Below are 15,361 nucleotides of genomic sequence, written 5' to 3'. Positions count from 1 at the left end.
GGGCCGCGAACGTGCAGGCCGAGGGAACTGCGGGGTGCTCTCGGCCTGCACCCTTTTTCGCCGGGGGTCGCGCGGGGGGTCGCGCGGCCTCCGGCCTTCTTCTCCGGGGGTCAGATGTCGCCGGCGCGGCGGGCGGGGCAGTCGGGCGGGCAGTGCTCGGCGTGCGCGGGCAGCCAGCGGGTGAGCGACGACACCACCAGCCGGAACCAGACCCGCAGCAGCGGCCCGGTGCCGGGGACGAGCGGCTCGAACTCGGCCTTCCAGCGCAGGTTCGTGCCGGTGTCGCGGGCCTCCAGGTACACGTCGCACCGGTAGCGGCGGACGGGCAGCCCGGACAGGGCGATGTAGGCGTAGTGCCCGTACGGCTCGTAGACGACGGTCTGCTCGACGGCGGGCCAGAGCTTCCTGACCGTGCCGACGCCGTAGGCACTGGTGTCGCCCTTGCGGGTCTGCTTCGCCGGGATGGGGAGCCTGCACCACGCGCCCCACGCCTCGGGGACGACGAGGTGCCGGAACAGCTCTTCGGGCGTGGCGGTGGTCGTGGCGGTGGCCTGGAGCATCCCCGAACGCTAGCCAGCCGCGGGCGGCGGGCACAAGCGCCCTGACGGCGCGTGCCGGGTGCGGTCAGGCCCCGGCGGGGCGGTCCGCGAGGCGGCCGGTGTAGACGGCGCGGGCCGCGTCCAGCAGGTCGAGGTGCGCGGCGAGCTGCTCGGGCGTCTCCAGGCGGGCGGCGCGGCGGAGCAGGTCGCCGAGGCGGTCGAGGTAGTCCAGGCACCAGCGCAGGTCCGCCTCGCGGGCGACGTGCCGTCCGGCCACGCGCAGGTGGACGGGGCTCGTGTGCGCGAACGCGCCGGAGTGGTGCATGGAGCGTTCGTGCGGCGGCCCGGTCGCGACGGCGACGACGTAGGTCGGCCCGGTGACGGTGAGTTCCGCGCCGACCTCCCCCGGCGGGCCCGCGGCGAGGACGCCGTCGGCGGTGCGCAGCTCGACGCGGCGGACCTCGGGGCCGACCGTCCGGGCGGTGACGGTGACGCGGTCGCCGGGGGCCGCGTCGAGGACGTCCCCGGGGCCGTGGCCGTCGACGTCCAGGTCGAGCCAGGGGCCGGTGGTGGCGAACGTCCGGCCGCGGCGGATCGCGGCGGCGAACGACGCGGCGGTGAGCGGGCCGTCGACCCGGGCGTAGACGCGGGCCCAGCCGGGCGGGCCGGACTGGCTGCCGCGCCGCTGGAACGACAGCATCGCGTCCGTCCCGGCGGTGGCGGCGAGGGCGTTGCCCGCGCCGAGCAGCCGCCGGTACATGACCGCGGTGGCGCGGATCGAGGAGTGGTTCAGGACGTCGAGCGAGTCGATGAGGCCGAGCGCGGCGTCCACGACGATCTCGCGGGACGAGCAGTTCCGGCCGCCCGCGAGCAGCGCGGCGGGCGGTGCGTCCTCGTCGGCGGGCAGGTGGAACGGGTGGCTGTACCCGAGGACGGCGCCGAGCCCGCGCAGCTCGCGGCACCCGGCGGCGTTCGGCGGCCAGTCCGGGTCCCCGGCGAAGCCGGTGTGGAACCGTTCGGGCGGCGCGGTCACGCCGAACGCGTACAGGTGCCCGAGCAGGTCGTTGCGGTACTCGACGCCGAGGCGCGCGACGTGGGTGGCGTCCGACCAGGGCAGGTCGCGCCCGGCCCAGTGTTCGAGGGCCTCCCGGTCGTAGACGCGCCGGGACGCGACGTTGCCCGCGACGAGGTTGAGGACGTGCAGGTCCTCGCCGTGCTGCGCGGCGGCGGCGTGCGCGGGCGTGCCGACGGTGTCGCCCGCCCAGTTCATGTGGACGTGCATGTCGCCGCCGTACCAGCCCTTCGCGGCGGCGTCGTAGAGGCGCGGCGGGGCCAACTCGACGAGCGTCTCCTCCCCCGCGCACGGCACGGCGCGGGTCTCGGCGGCGCCGTACTCCATCCCGCGCGTGACGCGGACGGTGAGCGGCTCGGCGGGCACGTCCAGGACGACGTCGTCGCCGTGGAAGTAGGGGACGCGGTGCGCGTCGAGCCGGTGCGGGACGCCCGCCGGGTACCAGCCCCGGCCGTCGGCGCCGACGACCGTCCAGCGGCAGGGCAGGCCCGCGCGCAGCCGGAGCCGCGCGGGGACGGCCCGCCGGGTGAGCGAGCCGAGCGGGACGAGGATCTGGTCGACGAAGACGCTGCTCCACGACGTGACCGGGATGAGCCGCGCGCCCCCGGCCGGGACCTCGTGCGCGGCGCCGTCCACGCGGACGACGACCGGGGCGTCCCGGGACGAGTCGACCAGCAGAGTGGTGGGGACGGGCCGCCCGTCCAGCACGGCGCGCGGCACGGCCTCCAGCGTCGCGCCGTCCGGCAGGACGCGCAGCGCGGCGAGGTTGTCCAGGACGCGGCCCCTGAGCGCGTCCCGGACGACCTCGTGGAGGTCGAGGGCCGGGATCAGGGCGTCGATCTCCTCGTCCGTCGCCCCGGGGTGCTCCGCGACGACGAGGCGCAGGCACGCGGCCCGGTAGTCGCGCTCGTCCGCCAGGAACGCACTGGCCTCGATCTGCCGCACGTAGCCGACCGGCTCCTCGCCCCAGGTGGGGCCGTGCGCGCGGAGCAGCTCCCCGTACTCCTCCAGCGCCCGCGCCACGGCGGGCGGGAGCGGCTCGCCGGACTCGCGCATGCGTCCCTCCCGGGGCCGGGTCGGCACGGACCGCCGTCAGGGTGCCACGGAACCCGCACGCCGCCCAGCGGACACCGGACCGGCGGGTGCGGCGCGTTCTCCCGGGAAGGACGAACGTCCGCCCCGGGAGGCGGAACGTTCGACGCGGTACAAGAATCGTGTACGACCGGTCCCGGCGGCGGCGCGGGCGCGGGCCTAGGCGCGGACCATGCCGTAGAGGCGTTCGACGTGGAGGCGGACGACGAGCCGCCCGTCCTCGACCATGACGCGGCGGTACTCGTCCCAGTCGGGGTGGTCGCCGCGGATGTCCCGGTACACCTCGACGAGCTCCTCGACCGCCGCGTCGGCGGGGTCGGCGGCGACGGCCGACAGCTCGGCGGTGCCCTCGGCGACCGCGTAGGAGCCGCCGTCCGGGGTGCTGACGTGCAGCGACGCGCGCGGGTCGCGGGCGAGGTTGCGGGCCTTGGCGCGGTTCGCCGTGATGGAGATCCGGATGAGCCGGCGTCCCTCGTCGAAGTGGTAGTTGACGTTGGAGAGCTGGGGCCGCCCGTCCCGTTTGAGGGTGGCGAGCACCCCGAGGTCCTGCCCGGCCACCAGTTTCGCGAGCGCTGCGTCGTCCGCCATGTTCCGCCTCCCTTGAAACGCTGTGATGCAGGCGACAACCGCGCGGCGGGCCGATCGCTTCCCGGTGGGCGCGCGTCGCCGCCGACCGGCGGGAGACGCGCCGCCGTCCGGTGGCGGGGCGTGCACCGGACGGCGGGCGCCGGACGGTCAGCGGGCGGCGAGCGCCGGGAAGTCGAGGACGCGGGCGCCCGGGGCGGGCCGGTCGCCCGGCCCGCCGGAGTCCCCGGCCGTGCCGCCGGTGCGGCGGCCCCGGCGGGCCGCGCGGCCGGTGAGGATGTGGCCGCGGAACGCCGCGCCCTTCGCGGTGACCTTGACCGGCTGGAACGCCTCGGGCGGCAGCGCGCAGAAGCCGGTGCGCACGACGTCCTCGAACAGGGAGTCCGAGACGGCGTAGGCGAGGTCGCGGTCCGGGTCGTCGGCCAGGAGGCGGCGCAGCGGCGCGGCGTCCAGCAGCCGCTGGACGACGATCGGCGCGTCGCCCGCGGGCCCGAACGGCCCGGCGGTCAGCGTGCCGTGGTGCAGCGAGAGCCGCACCCGCAGCCGCCGCCCGCCCGCGCCCCCGGCATCCGTGCCCCCGGCATCCGCGCCCCCCGCATCCGCGCCGCCGACGTCCGCGCTCTCGCGGTCCGCGGCGGCGTTGAGGTCGCGCAGCTCCGCGGCGAGGCCGATGACGAAGTCGCCGGCCACGGTCGCGGGGTCGGTGCCGTCCGGCAGCGTGGCGAGCTCGCCGTCGCCGCCGACCTGCTTGTCCCAGCGGGCGCGGTCGAGGCCGGCGCCGGCGGCGGCGCGGTCGAGCGCGTCCGACAGGGACCGCTGCGCGGCGAGCTGCTCGCGCGTGTCGCGCTTGCTGTACCCCTGGATGTCCACCGCCAGCAGCAGGCGGTACCTGAGTTGTGTTTCGCCGTTCCCTTTCACTGTGCCGATCCCGCCCCTCGGTCCTCTTCTGGGCGAATGGGCCCGGTGCCCGCATTCGCTCCAATGCGTGGAGTGAGCGTGCCCGGCTGAGGATCGTGTCGGCGGGTCCCCCGGGGCCGTGCGCCGCGGCGTCGCGGCCGGTCCGGGGCGTGTCCGGCAACTACGACGCGGCGGGGCCGGGCCCCGCGCCCACGGTAAGGAAAAGGTGTCGAACTAGTAAGGAGCGGGGCGGAAAACCGTCCGGGGCGGGTTGAACCCCGGGGTCGGCGGCGCCCGTACTGCCTCCCGACGTGACACCAGGCTCACGGCCACCGCGTCGCCCTTCCCCCGCACCAGCCGGAGACCCCCGATGGCCCATCGATCGTCGACCGCAGTGCCCGTCCCGCGAGAACGCCCCGCGGGCCCGTGGAGCTGGTTCCGCGGCCCCCGGCCCGCGGGCGGCGTGGACGACCAGGTGATCGTGACCGAGCTGTACCGCGTGTACGGCCGTCCGCTGCTGTCGTTCGTGCTGCGGCTCACCGGCGGCGACCGGCACTGGGCGGAGGACGTCGTCCAGGAGACGATGATCCGCGCGTGGCGCAGCGCCCACCAGCTGGACGAGAACGCGGCGTCGCTGCTGCCGTGGCTCGCGACCGTCGCCCGCCGGATCGTCATCGACGACCAGCGCCGCAAGAACGCCAGGCCGCAGGAGGCGGGCGAGGGCCCGCTGGAGAACATGCGCGTCCCCGACGGGTTGGAGGATCTGCTGCGCTCCGTCGTCGTGTCCGAAGCCCTCCTCGCGCTGTCCCCCGCCCACCGCGAGATCCTCAACGAGACCTTCTTCCGGGACCGCTCGGTGAACGAGGCGGCGCGGCGGCTCGGCATCCCCGTGGGCACCGTGAAGTCCCGGGTCTACTACGCGCTCAGGGCGCTTCGCGTCGCCCTGGAGGAGAGGGGCGTGACGCCATGAGCGCGGACATGCTGCACGTGGACGTCGGCGCCTACGCCCTCGGCCTGCTGGAGGACCCCGACCGGCGGGCGTTCGAGGCGCACCTCGCGACCTGTGTCGCCTGCCGCGCCGAGCTCGACGAGCTGCGCGGCATCGCCGAGCAGCTCGACGGCATCGGCCCGATCGCCGAGCCGGCCGGCGCCCCGCCCGCGCCGCCCGAGCCCGCGGTGGTCTCCGACCTGCTGCGCAGGCGGATCCGCCGGGAGCGGCGGCGGCGCGCGGCCCGGGCCGCCGCCGCGGCCGCCGCCGGGGTCGTGCTGATCGGCGGGGCGCTCGGCACCGGCTTCACGCTCGGCGCCGACCGCGGCGGGACGGCGTCCCGGCAGGACGACGGCACGGCCGCGCTGATGCGGGACGGCAGGGCGGTCTCGGCCGTCGACCCCGCCACCGGCGTCTCCGGGACGGTCGCCACCCAGCGCAAGCCGTGGGGCAGCCGGGTCGGCCTGCGGCTCACCAAGGTCGGCGGGCCCGAGGAGTGCGAGCTGGTCGCGGTGGACCGGGCGGGACGCCGGCACACCGTCATCGGCTGGACGGTGCCCGCCGCCGGGTACGGGCTGCCGGGGTCGGCGCAGCCGCGGCTCACGCTGCAGGGCGGGACCGCGCTGCGGCCGGAGGAGATCACCCGCTTCGAGGTCCGCACGATCCGCGAGGGGCGCACACTGCTCACCGTCCCCGCGTAGGGGCGCGCGGCGCGTCCCGCCGTCCGGCCGCACCGGCGGCGGGACGCGCCGCCCGCCCCGTCTCCCCGGTCTGCCCGTCTCCTAGGCTGAGGGTGTGAACGCGCCCCGATCGTCCGCCGGACCCGCGCTGATGCTGCCGGGTCTGCGGGAGGTGTACGCGGCCTACGTCCGGGAGGCGGAGGCCCTGCCCGCGCTGCCCGGCCCGCTGGAGGCGGAGGCGTGGACGTCCGCGCGGCTCGGGGCGCTGGAGGCCGCGGCGCCGGACGCGCGGGCCCGGCGCGCCGCGCTCGCCGACCTGATCACCTGCCTGCGGGCCGCCGCGACGCCCGGCGCGCGGGCGTTCCTGCGCGCGCTCGCCGCGATCGGCCCGGCCGAGGCGCGCAAGGGCGCGGGCCGGGCCGCCGACGACCTGGACGCCGTCCCGGCCCCGTCCTGGGAGGGGTCGCTCGGACGGGTCGTCCCCGGCCAGGCGTGGCTGATCCAGGAGGGCCCGCTCGACGGCGACCGCCTCGTCTGCGAGTTCCGCTACTCCGGCGAGGGCACGCGGGGCCTGCACGCGCTGGCCGTCCGGCTCTCGCACGGCGACGTGCCGTCCGAGGTGGTGCTGGTCGGGGACGTCCCGGCGCTGATGGCCGCCGCGCGGCAGGCGATGCGGGCGGAGCTGTGCGTCGTCCAGCCCTACGACGCGGCGACGGCGGGGCGGCGGCTCCGCGCCGCTCTCAACCCCGCGGTCTCCGGGGGGCGTGGGGGGTCGTCCCCCCTCGCGGGAGGCGGTACGGAGCCGCTGCCCGAGGAGTGCTACCCGATGGCGGCGCTGGCCAGGCACCGCGCCGGGCTCCTCCCCTAGCCGCCGAGCGAGCGGTACCGGCGGACCGACAGCGGCGCGAACACCGCCGCGATCAGCAGCGGCCACGCCACCGCCATGAGGACGCTGTGCTCGGCCGCCCACGACCCGCTCGTCACCGGCGCGCCGAACAGCTCGCGGCACGCGGTCACGGTCGCCGACATCGGGTTCCACTCGGCGATCGCGCCGAGCCAGCCGGGCATCGTGTCCGGCGCGACGAGCGCGCTGGACAGGAACCCGATCGGCCACACCAGGATCTGGACGACCGCCACCGACTCCGGTCCCTTCGCGAGCAGCCCGAGGTAGACGCCGAGCCAGACCAGCGCGAACCGCAGGAGCAGCAGGAGCCCGAGCCCGGCGAGCGCCCGCGCCGCCCCGTCGTGGACGCGCCACCCGATCAGCACGCCGCACACCGCCATCACGGCGAGCCCGGCGGCGGAGTGGAGCATGTCGGCGGCGGCGCGTCCGGTGACGACGGCGGACGGCGACATCGGCATGGCGCGGAACCGGTCCGTCACCCCCTTGGCGGCGTCGCTGGCGACGGCGGCGAACGTCGTCTCGACGCCGAACGCCATCGTCAGCGCGAACATGCCGGGGACGATGAACTCCCGGTAGCTCCCGCCGCCGGGGACGTCCATCTGGCCGCCGAACAGGTAGCCCATCATCAGCACGACCATGACCGGGAACAGCAGCGCGACGGCGACGTCGCCGGGCCGCCGCGCCCAGTGCGCGAGGGCCCGCGCGGTCAGGGTCCGGCCGTCGGCGACGGCCCAGCGCAGATCCTGGACGCTCACGGCGCCACCTCCTCCTTCTTGTCGGTGAGGTACAGGAACACCTCGTCGAGGGTGGGGCGGCGCAGCCCGATGTCGGCGACCCGGACGCCCGCGTCGTCCAGGGCCCGGACGGCCTCGGTGAGCGCGGCGGCCCGTCCGGTCACCGCGGCCCCGACGCGCAGGGCCTCGGCGTCGACGTCGACCTCGCCGGACGCGACCCGCCCGACGATCTCCGCGGCGGCGGTGAGGCGGCCCGGGTCGTCGAGGACGACCTCGATCCGGTCGCCGCCGAGCCGCGACTTCAGCTCCTCCGGGGTCCCCCCGGCGATGACGCGGCCGTGGTCGATCACCGAGATCCCGGTCGCGAGCCGGTCCGCCTCCTCCAGGTACTGGGTGGTCAGCAGGACGGTCGTGCCGCCGTCCACCAGGGCGCGGATCGCGTCCCACATCTCGCTGCGGCCGCGCGGGTCGAGGCCGGTGGTCGGCTCGTCCAGGAACAGCACCGGCGGCGCGAGGATCATGGACGCGGCCAGGTCGAGGCGGCGCCGCATGCCGCCGGAGTACGTCGCGGCGGGCCGGTCGGCCGCGTCCGCGAGCCGGAACCGGTCGAGCAGTTCGTCGGCCCGGCGGCGCGCCTCCTTCGCGCCGAGGTGGTAGAGGCGGCCGAACATGACGAGGTTCTGGCGCCCGCCGAGCACCTCGTCGACGGCGGCGTGCTGACCGACGAGGCCGATCCGCCGCCGCACCCGCGCCGCGTCCCGGACGACGTCGAGCCCGGCGACCCGGGCCGTCCCGCCGTCCGGCGCGGTGAGGGTCGCCAGCACGCGGACGGCGGTGGTCTTGCCCGCGCCGTTCGGGCCGAGCAGCCCGTGCACGGTCCCGGCGGGGACGCGCAGGTCGAGCCCGTCGAGCGCGGCGGTGCCGCCGTAGCGCTTGCGCAGGCCCTCGGCGAGGACCGCGAACCGTGGTTCCGTCACCCGTCCTCCAAACTATGTACGCAGTACGGAATTTTCGTCCGGCCAATATAACGTACGACGTACAGAGTTTCATCCCTGAGAGGATCGGCGGTGTGACGACCGAGTACAGCGGGGGCGGCGACCCGAGGCGCAGCCTGGAGCTGCTCTGGGGGGTGCGGGGGCGGCCGAAGCGCGGGCCGAAGCCGCGGCTGACGCCCGAGCAGATCGTCCGGACCGCGATCGAGCTGGCCGACGCGTCCGGCCTGGACGCCCTGTCCATGCGCCGGATCGCCGACGAGCTGGGCGTCTCCCCCATGTCGATCTACACCTACGTCCCCGGCAAGGCCGAGCTGATCGACGTCATGGTGGACCGCGCCGTCGCCGAGCTGACCCCGCCCGACCAGGACTCCTGGCGCGGACGGCTGGAGCACATCGCGCGCGGCAACTGGGACCTGTTCCACCGCCACCCGTGGCTGCTGCAGGTCACGCTCGCGCGCCCGCCGATGGGCCCGAACATGCTCGGCAAGTACGAGTACGAGCTGCGCGCCGTGGACGGCCTCGGCCTCACCGACCTGGAGATGGACCAGGTCGTCGCGCTCGTCACCGGCTTCGCCGAGAGCGCCGCCCGCGTCTCGGTCAACGCCGCCGAGGCCGAGCGGCGCAGCGGGATCAGCGACGAGCAGTGGTGGGAGGCGACCGCGCCGCTCCTCGAAACGCTCGTGGACGAGGCCGACTACCCGCTCGGCACCCGCGTCGGCACCGCCGCCGGGCAGGAGTACAACGCGGCGGTCGCCCCGGCGCGGGCGTTCGAGTTCGGCCTCGCCCGCATCCTGGACGGCGTCGCCGTCCTCATCGCCTCCCGCTAGCCCTCTTCGCGCGGCGCGTCGGGACGGCGGTCGCCGGGTCCTCCGGCCAGGGGTGCCTGGGGTAGCGCCCGCGCAGCTCCGCCCGCACGGCCCGGTACCCCTCGCGCCAGAACGAGGCGAGGTCGGCGGTGACCGCGGCGGGACGCCCGGCCGGCGACAGCAGGTGCACGACCAGCGGCACCCGCCCGCCCGCGAGCCGGGGCGCCGCGTCCCAGCCGAACAGCTCCTGCAGCTTCACCGCGAGGACGGGCCGCTCCTGCCCGTAGTCGACCCGGATCCGGGACCCGGACGGCACCTCCACCCGCTCGGGCGCGTACTCGTCCAGCAGCGCGGCCTGCTCCCACGGCAGCAAGCCGCGCAGCAGGGACGCGACGTCGATCCGGGCCAGGTCGGCGCGGCGCCGCGCGCCCGCCAGCCGGTCGGGCAGGTGCTCCAGCAGCGCCGCGTCGTCCACGGCGGGCCACGGGTCGCCGAGCGCGGCGCGCAGGAACGCGAGCCGCTCGCGGAGGGCGACGGCTCCGGGCGTCCAGGTCAGCAGGCCGAGACCTTCGGCGCGGACGCCGTCGAGCAGCGCCGCGCGCACCGCGCCGGGGTCGGGGTCGCGCAGCGGCCGCTCGCCCAGCTCGATCGCGCCGAGGCGCTCGACGCGGCGGGCCACGACGTCGCCGTCCCGCCAGGCGACCTCGTCGGCCGTGGCGAGCAGCGGGGCGGCGGCGAGCCGCGCGACGTCCTCGCCGATCACCACGGCCTGCCGGATCCGCGCCGACGCCGACCCGGCGGGACGGTCCGCCGCCGCGACGGCCAGCCACTCCGCCGAGGCGGCGGCGAGGGGCGAGCCTTCCGCGAGGACCGCGCCCGTCCCGGACGCCATCAGGTAGCCGCTCCCCCGCCGCGCCCGCGCGACCCGCTCCGGGAACGCCAGCGCCACCACGGTGCCCGCCGCGAGGTCGTCCGCCGGGTTCGCGCCGCCGTCACCGGCCGGGAGGGCGCGGTGGAGGCGGGCTGCCTCGTCGCGCCAGCGCGCCGCGTGCGCGTCGGCGGGACGGCCGGGCCGCCGCACCGCGCGCCAGGCGGCGGTCAGGTCGTCCCCGGCCGAGCGCGGCGGCGGCTCGGACAGCAGCGCGACGATCTCGGCGGCGCGCCGCCCGCCGACCCGGGGCGCGCCGTCGAGCAGGGCGCGGGCGAGCCGCGGATGCAGCCCGACCCGCGCGAGCGCCCGGCCCCGCTCGGTGACCCGCCCGCCGTCCCCTTCGCCGCCGACGGCGCCGAGGGCGCGGAGGGCGGCGCGGGCGGCGTCCAGCGCGGCGGGCGGGGGCGGGTCGGGCAGGGCGAGGCCGGACGCGTCCGGGTCGCCCCAGCACGCGGCCTGCAGCGCGAAGCCGGTCAGGTCGGCCAGCTCGATCTCCGGGCGGGGACGCGCGGGCAGCCGGGCGTGCTCGGCCTCGGTCCAGCAGCGGTAGACGGCGCCGGGGGCCTCGCGCCCGGCGCGGCCGGCGCGCTGGTCGGCGGTGGCGCGGGACGCGCGGACGGTCGCCAGCGCGCCCAGCCCGCGCGCGTGGTCGGTGCGCGGCTCGCGGGCGAGCCCCGAGTCGACGACGACGCGGACGCCGGGGACGGTCAGGCTCGACTCGGCGACCGACGTGGCGAGCACGACCCGGCGGCCGGACGCGGGGGCGAGCACCGCGTCCTGCACGGCCTGCGGCGCCTGCCCGTGCACCTGGAGGACGTCGGCGGCCACGTCGCCGAGCAGCCCCGCGACCCGCGCGATCTCCCCGACGCCCGGCAGGAAGCACAGGACGTCCCCGGCGCGCTCGGCCAGCGCGCGGCGGGCGGTGGCGGCCACGTGCGCGAGGAACGCCGGGTCGACGCGCGTCCCGTGCGGCGGCGCGACCGGGCGCGGCGGCGGGCACCACACCGTCTCCACCGGATGCAGCGCGGCCTCGGTCTCCACGACGGGGGCGGGCCCGGCGGCGCCGCCGAGGAGCCGCGCCCAGGGCCCGGTGTCGGCGGTCGCGGACGCGGCGACGATCCGCAGGTCGGGGCGCAGCGTGTCCCGGACGTCGAGGAGGAACGCCAGCGCGGTGTCGGCGTCGAGGTGGCGCTCGTGGCACTCGTCCAGGATCACGGTGCCGACGCCGGAGAGCTCCGGGTCGTCCTGGAGGCGTCGCAGGACCACGCCCGTGGTGACGACCTCGACGCGCTCCCCCGGCCGCGACTCGCCGCGCACCGTGACGCCGACCCGGCCGCCGACGCGTCCGCCGAGCGTGCGCGCCATCCGGCGGGCGGCGGCGCGGGCGGCGAGCCGCCGCGGCTCCAGCACCAGCACCTTCCCGGCGGCGGGCGGCCCGCCGAGGGCGAGCCCGGCGAGCGCGAGCGGGACGAGGGTCGTCTTCCCCGTGCCGGGCGGCGCCGCGAGGACGGCCGCGCCCCGGTCGGCCAGGGCGGCGCGCAGCGCGGGCACGACGTGCCGGACGGGCAGGCTCTCCACGGCGCTCGGGTCCATCCGCCCAGTCTGCCGGGTGCCGCCACCCGGCCGGGCGGCCGCCACCGCCCGCTCCGCCGCCCGCCGGTTCCGACAAGGAATGTGACCCGAAATGAAAAAGGCCGTGAGGGTTGCGGTGATAGTTGCACCGCGCCTTTCATTAACACTGCCGCCCGCATCGTGAGTTGTTCCCGGGAATCGGCGTTCCAACCACCGAAAGACCAGGTCGGCGACGCTTTTCAGGTCGGAGAGTTGCCGTTCAGTTTGATTTACGTCACCTTGCGAACCGTAGCTTTGAAATCCCTTGTTTCAGCATAATATAAGCGTCGTAGCAGGCTGTTGGGAGGTTCGTTGTGATCGGCAGCTCCATCTACCTGAGAGATCGCGCCGCGTTCACCGGCGGTTCACCGCAGGCGGTATACGCGGAGCTGTGGCAGCGCGGCCGAAAAGCCAGATTGCGGACCCGCGCAATTCTGGCCGGCGCGACGCTGATCCTGTGCGGCCTGCTGGTCAACGCCATATTCGGTTTCGTGATGGCCGTGCTGGTGGCGGCGGCGGACGCGCTGGTCCATTGGCGCGTCTACCACGCCTCCAGCGTGTGGCGGCGCGGGCTGCGGGGCGAAGAGCGGATGAACCGGGTGCTGCGCCACACGCTGGAGAGGCGCGGGCACCGGGTGCTGTACGAGCGGACGGTCCCCGGTCACGGGACGGCCGACGAGCTCGTGGTGGGACCGGGCGGGATTTGGCTCGTGCACAACGAGGCATGGCATCCCGACTCGGAGATCTCCCGCCACGGCGACCGGCTGTTCATCGACGGGCGGACCCAGACCAAGCTCGTGCGCGGCCTGACCGCGCGGGCGGACGCCGCCGCCGAGCTGATCTCACGGGTCGCGGAGGTGCCCGTGAAGGTCACGCCGGTGCTGGCCGTGCACGGCGGCAGGATCGTCCGCCCGCCCTTCCGGGCGGACGGGATCGTGTTCGCCCCGCCGATCAGGCTCGTCCGCTGGATGCGCCGCAACCCGTCCGCCGACTGGTCGGCCGAGGAGGTCGAGGCGGTCGCCAGGGCCGCGGTCCACGCGCTGCCGATCGGCGGCCGCCTCACCCCGCACGCCGGCTGACCGCCTCGTGATCGACCGGCGGATGATCACCCGACACCTGTGGCCGGAGGGCTCACACGCCGCCGCCCACAGGGCGCCCACCGCCCGCTTCGGGCCCGCCACCCTGGCGGGCGGTGCGGCGCAACCACAGCAGGCCCACGACCGGGAGCACCAGCGGGACGAACCCGTACCCGCGCCCGTACCCGGACCAGACGGTCTCGTCGGGGAACGCCGCGGAGTCGGCGACGCTGAGCGTCCCCACCACCAGCACCCCGGCGAGCTCGGTGCCGCACGCGGCGACGGCGACCCGCAGCGACGTCCGCCCGCCCCGGGCGAGCGCGACCGTCGCGAGGACGTAGACGGCCGCCGCGAACGCCGACAGCGCGTAGGCGACGGGCGCGTCGGAGAACTTGGTGGCGATCTGCACGCCCGCCCGCGCGCCGGCCGCCAGCGCGAAGATCGCGTAGACGGCGACGAGCAGCCGTCCCGGACCGCTGCCGGTCCCGGGACGGGACGTGCCGCCCGCGCGGGCGTCCACGGCGCCGGCGCGGGCGTCGCCGCCCGCGCGGGCCTCGCCGCCGGTGCCGGTGCCGGTGCCGGTCCGGATTCCCTCGGGTTCAGGCAACGGTGCCGCTCCACAACTGGTCGAGCCGGACGATCATGACCGCGACGGCGAGGGCGGCGACGACGATCACGCCGGGCCCCCACCGGGTGCGCTCCAGCAGCCCCCACCCCGCGCCCGCGGCCGGGATGAGCAGCACGCCGAGCAGGTAGCCGACGAACGTCGCCGGGCTGTCCGGCCCGCCGTCGCCGGACAGCTTCACGAACCCGACGACCGCCTGCGCCACGAGCAGCGCCTCCAGCACGCCGAGCGCGACCAGGTGCCCGGTCCCCATCGGACGGTCGCGCAGCGCCGTCACCAGGGCGTACGCGGCGGCCAGCAGCGCCACCACGATGATCACTGTGGCCAGGACGTTCGACACGCGCCCCAGGCTACTACTACGCCGTGTAGAGGACGCCGCCGCGCCGGTCATGGCAGCATGGCGGGCGTGGACGCGCTGCAGTGGCTGATCCTGACCCGGCACGGCGAGAGCACCGGCAACGTCGCCTACGAGGCGGTGCTCGGCACCGACGCGGAGGAGGCGGGCATCCCCGAGCGGGACGCCGACGTCCCGCTGTCGGACACCGGCCGCGCCCAGGCGGCGGCGCTCGGCCGCAGGCTCGCCGCGCTGCCGCCGGACGAGCGTCCGACGCTGGTCGTCGCGTCCCCGTACCTGCGCGCCCTGGACACCGCGAAGATCGCCCTCTCGGCGGCCTACGGCGACCGGCCGGACGACCCGGACGTCCCGCCGCTGCGCGTCGACGAGCGGCTCCGCGACCGCGAGCAGGGCGTCCTGCAGGGGCTGACCGCGCTCGGCGTCCGCCGCCGCTTCCCCGCCGAGGCCGCGCAGCTCGCCCGCCTCGGCAAGTTCTACTACCGGCCGCCGGGCGGGGAGTCGTGGGCCGACCTCGCGCTGCGGCTCCGCAGCTTCTACCGCGACCTTGAGGCCGACGCCCCCGGCGGGCGGGTCCTCGTCGTCACGCACGACGCGATCGTGGTGGTGACCCGCTACCTGATCGAGAGCCTGTCGGAGAAGGAGATCCTGGAGATCGAGAAGGAGCCGGTCGCCAACGCGTCCCTCACCCGCTGGCGGCGGGACGGCTCCGGCCTGCGCGCCGTCTGCTACAACGACTGCGCGCACCTGATCGAGGCGGGCGTCGCGCCGTGGCGGCCCGAACCCCAGGGCCCGCGCCCCTAGGACCCGCCGCTTCTGGAGTCGGCCGCTTCTACAGTCGGCCGTGCAGCAGGCGGTCGCTGCGGGACGCGACGGCGGGCAGCCGCGGATCGTCCGGCGGCAGGACGGCCCGCAGCCGCTCCAGCGCCTCCAGGTCGTCGCGGCCCGGCTCGGTCTGCGCGTAGGTCCACAGCGCGTCCGCGCCGCCCCGGTCGAGCGCCTGCCGCCGGACCCGCACGGCCAGCTCGTCGCGCTCGTCGCGGATCGCGGGCGCGTCGGAGCACGGCAGCAGCTCGCCGGTGTACAGCCGGACGACGCCCGCGACGTCGCCGTCGTCCAGCAGCCGCCGGACGGTGAGGAAGTCGGCCTCCACCGCGCAGCCGAGCCGGTAGGGCCGGGCGCGGACGACGCCGTCCAGCCGCTCCCGCAGCCGGTGGATCTCCGGCCGGACGGTCGCCGGGCTGCCGTCGTCGCCGTACAGGTACAGCGCGAGGCGGTCGCCGCTCAGCCCGCGCGGGTGCAGCGCGAGCAGCGCGAGGATCTCGGCGTGCCGCAGCGTCAGCGGGACGGGCCGCCCGTCGAGCCGGGCCTCCGGGCGGCCGTCGCCGAGGAACGACAGCGTCAGCAGCCGCCGCGCGGGCGCCGCCGCGCCCCGCCGCCCGCCGGGCCGCAGTGCCGAGCGGAGCGGCTCCCC

The 15,361-nt window shown here is 76.8% G+C and carries 15 protein-coding genes and 1 pseudogene; 6 read left to right on the top strand and 10 right to left on the bottom strand.

Translation table 11 applies throughout. From position 1 onward, the window contains the following. Window positions 1-110 precede the first annotated feature (110 nt). The 4 genes from ACH01S_RS13565 to ACH01S_RS13550 all read right to left on the bottom strand — a co-directional run bounded on the left by ACH01S_RS13565 (window position 111) and on the right by ACH01S_RS13550 (window position 4,206). Complete coding sequence (locus tag ACH01S_RS13565) at window positions 111-560, bottom strand: SRPBCC family protein (protein WP_067890311.1); 450 nt, start codon at window positions 558-560, stop codon at window positions 111-113. 64 nt (window positions 561-624) lie between these two features. After that, window positions 625-2,667, bottom strand: a complete 2,043-nt coding sequence (locus ACH01S_RS13560) for a CehA/McbA family metallohydrolase (protein WP_067890308.1) — start codon at window positions 2,665-2,667, stop codon at window positions 625-627. Window positions 2,668-2,862: 195 nt separating this feature from the next. Continuing rightward, window positions 2,863-3,291: a PPOX class F420-dependent oxidoreductase gene (locus tag ACH01S_RS13555; protein ID WP_067890305.1), complete on the bottom strand. Its 429-nt coding sequence runs from the start codon at window positions 3,289-3,291 to the stop codon at window positions 2,863-2,865. 147 nt (window positions 3,292-3,438) lie between these two features. Then, entirely contained in the window at window positions 3,439-4,206 is a 768-nt protein-coding gene (locus ACH01S_RS13550) for a hypothetical protein (protein WP_246237243.1), read from the bottom strand. A gap of 373 nt (window positions 4,207-4,579) precedes the next feature. Here ACH01S_RS13550 and ACH01S_RS13545 point away from each other — a divergent pair, with 373 nt between their 5' ends. From ACH01S_RS13545 to ACH01S_RS13535, 3 genes are all read left to right on the top strand, one after another. Continuing rightward, the gene (locus ACH01S_RS13545; RefSeq protein WP_067890300.1) at window positions 4,580-5,155 is read left to right on the top strand and encodes a sigma-70 family RNA polymerase sigma factor; all 576 of its coding nucleotides are present in this window, start codon (window positions 4,580-4,582) and stop codon (window positions 5,153-5,155) included. Further along, complete coding sequence (locus ACH01S_RS13540) at window positions 5,152-5,874, top strand: zf-HC2 domain-containing protein (RefSeq protein WP_083980650.1); 723 nt, start codon at window positions 5,152-5,154, stop codon at window positions 5,872-5,874. Before ACH01S_RS13545 ends, ACH01S_RS13540 begins: the two co-directional genes overlap by 4 nt. Window positions 5,875-5,968: 94 nt before the next feature. Then, window positions 5,969-6,721: a hypothetical protein gene (locus ACH01S_RS13535; protein WP_246236959.1), complete on the top strand. Its 753-nt coding sequence runs from the start codon at window positions 5,969-5,971 to the stop codon at window positions 6,719-6,721. Here the strand turns inward: ACH01S_RS13535 and ACH01S_RS13530 are convergent. Together ACH01S_RS13530 and ACH01S_RS13525 are read right to left on the bottom strand one after the other, a co-directional pair. Further along, window positions 6,718-7,512, bottom strand: a complete 795-nt coding sequence (locus ACH01S_RS13530) for an ABC transporter permease (protein WP_067890294.1) — start codon at window positions 7,510-7,512, stop codon at window positions 6,718-6,720. The two genes, ACH01S_RS13535 and ACH01S_RS13530, sit on opposite strands and share 4 nt — an antisense overlap. Further along, window positions 7,509-8,468: an ATP-binding cassette domain-containing protein gene (locus tag ACH01S_RS13525; protein ID WP_067890292.1), complete on the bottom strand. Its 960-nt coding sequence runs from the start codon at window positions 8,466-8,468 to the stop codon at window positions 7,509-7,511. The genes ACH01S_RS13530 and ACH01S_RS13525 overlap by 4 nt, the downstream gene beginning before the upstream one ends. A 92-nt stretch (window positions 8,469-8,560) precedes the next feature. Here ACH01S_RS13525 and ACH01S_RS13520 point away from each other — a divergent pair, with 92 nt between their 5' ends. Then, window positions 8,561-9,313 carry a TetR/AcrR family transcriptional regulator gene (locus ACH01S_RS13520; protein ID WP_067890289.1) on the top strand — a complete coding sequence of 251 codons (753 nt, stop codon included), beginning with the start codon at window positions 8,561-8,563 and terminating at the stop codon, window positions 9,311-9,313. On the opposite strand, the gene hrpB is transcribed toward ACH01S_RS13520, so the two are convergent. Continuing rightward, window positions 9,297-11,816 (bottom strand): ATP-dependent helicase HrpB, encoded by a 2,520-nt coding sequence (hrpB, locus tag ACH01S_RS13515; protein WP_067890287.1) that lies wholly within the window; start codon window positions 11,814-11,816, stop codon window positions 9,297-9,299. The two genes, ACH01S_RS13520 and hrpB, sit on opposite strands and share 17 nt — an antisense overlap. Before the next feature lie 332 nt (window positions 11,817-12,148). Here hrpB and ACH01S_RS13510 point away from each other — a divergent pair, with 332 nt between their 5' ends. Next, on the top strand, window positions 12,149-12,913 hold the full coding sequence (locus ACH01S_RS13510) for an NERD domain-containing protein (RefSeq protein ID WP_067890284.1): 765 nt from the start codon (window positions 12,149-12,151) through the stop codon (window positions 12,911-12,913). Window positions 12,914-12,965: 52 nt separating this feature from the next. Here the strand turns inward: ACH01S_RS13510 and ACH01S_RS13505 are convergent, their stop codons facing one another. Further along, the gene (locus ACH01S_RS13505) at window positions 12,966-13,430 is read right to left on the bottom strand and encodes a hypothetical protein (protein WP_067890439.1); all 465 of its coding nucleotides are present in this window, start codon (window positions 13,428-13,430) and stop codon (window positions 12,966-12,968) included. A 79-nt stretch (window positions 13,431-13,509) separates the two neighbouring features. Continuing rightward, complete coding sequence (locus tag ACH01S_RS13500; protein WP_067890281.1) at window positions 13,510-13,875, bottom strand: hypothetical protein; 366 nt, start codon at window positions 13,873-13,875, stop codon at window positions 13,510-13,512. Between the two features lie 57 nt (window positions 13,876-13,932). On the opposite strand from ACH01S_RS13500, the gene ACH01S_RS13495 reads away from it, so the two are divergent. Beyond that, the gene (locus ACH01S_RS13495; RefSeq protein ID WP_067890278.1) at window positions 13,933-14,691 is read left to right on the top strand and encodes a histidine phosphatase family protein; all 759 of its coding nucleotides are present in this window, start codon (window positions 13,933-13,935) and stop codon (window positions 14,689-14,691) included. Between the two features lie 28 nt (window positions 14,692-14,719). Here ACH01S_RS13495 and ACH01S_RS44405 read toward each other — a convergent pair. Continuing rightward, a pseudogene (locus ACH01S_RS44405) lies at window positions 14,720-15,361 on the bottom strand (transcriptional regulator); the annotation flags it as partial.

The sequence above is a fragment of the Actinomadura chibensis NBRC 106107 genome (genome assembly GCF_001552135.1).
Classification (GTDB): domain Bacteria; phylum Actinomycetota; class Actinomycetes; order Streptosporangiales; family Streptosporangiaceae; genus Spirillospora; species Spirillospora chibensis.
The sequence above is the reverse complement of the archived record's forward strand: the minus strand, read 5'-3'. Positions and strand labels throughout refer to the sequence as shown.

Bases quoted from the DNA above. Each gene is read 5' to 3' on its own strand.
- ACH01S_RS13565 (WP_067890311.1), bottom strand. From the start codon at position 560: ATGCTCCAGGCCACCGCCACGACCACCGCCACGCCCGAAGAGCTGTTC.
- ACH01S_RS13560 (WP_067890308.1), bottom strand. From the start codon at position 2,667: ATGCGCGAGTCCGGCGAGCCGCTCCCGCCCGCCGTGGCGCGGGCGCTG.
- ACH01S_RS13555 (WP_067890305.1), bottom strand. From the start codon at position 3,291: ATGGCGGACGACGCAGCGCTCGCGAAACTGGTGGCCGGGCAGGACCTC.
- ACH01S_RS13540 (WP_083980650.1), top strand. From the start codon at position 5,152: ATGAGCGCGGACATGCTGCACGTGGACGTCGGCGCCTACGCCCTCGGC.
- hrpB (WP_067890287.1), bottom strand. From the start codon at position 11,816: ATGGACCCGAGCGCCGTGGAGAGCCTGCCCGTCCGGCACGTCGTGCCC.
- ACH01S_RS13495 (WP_067890278.1), top strand. From the start codon at position 13,933: ATGGCGGGCGTGGACGCGCTGCAGTGGCTGATCCTGACCCGGCACGGC.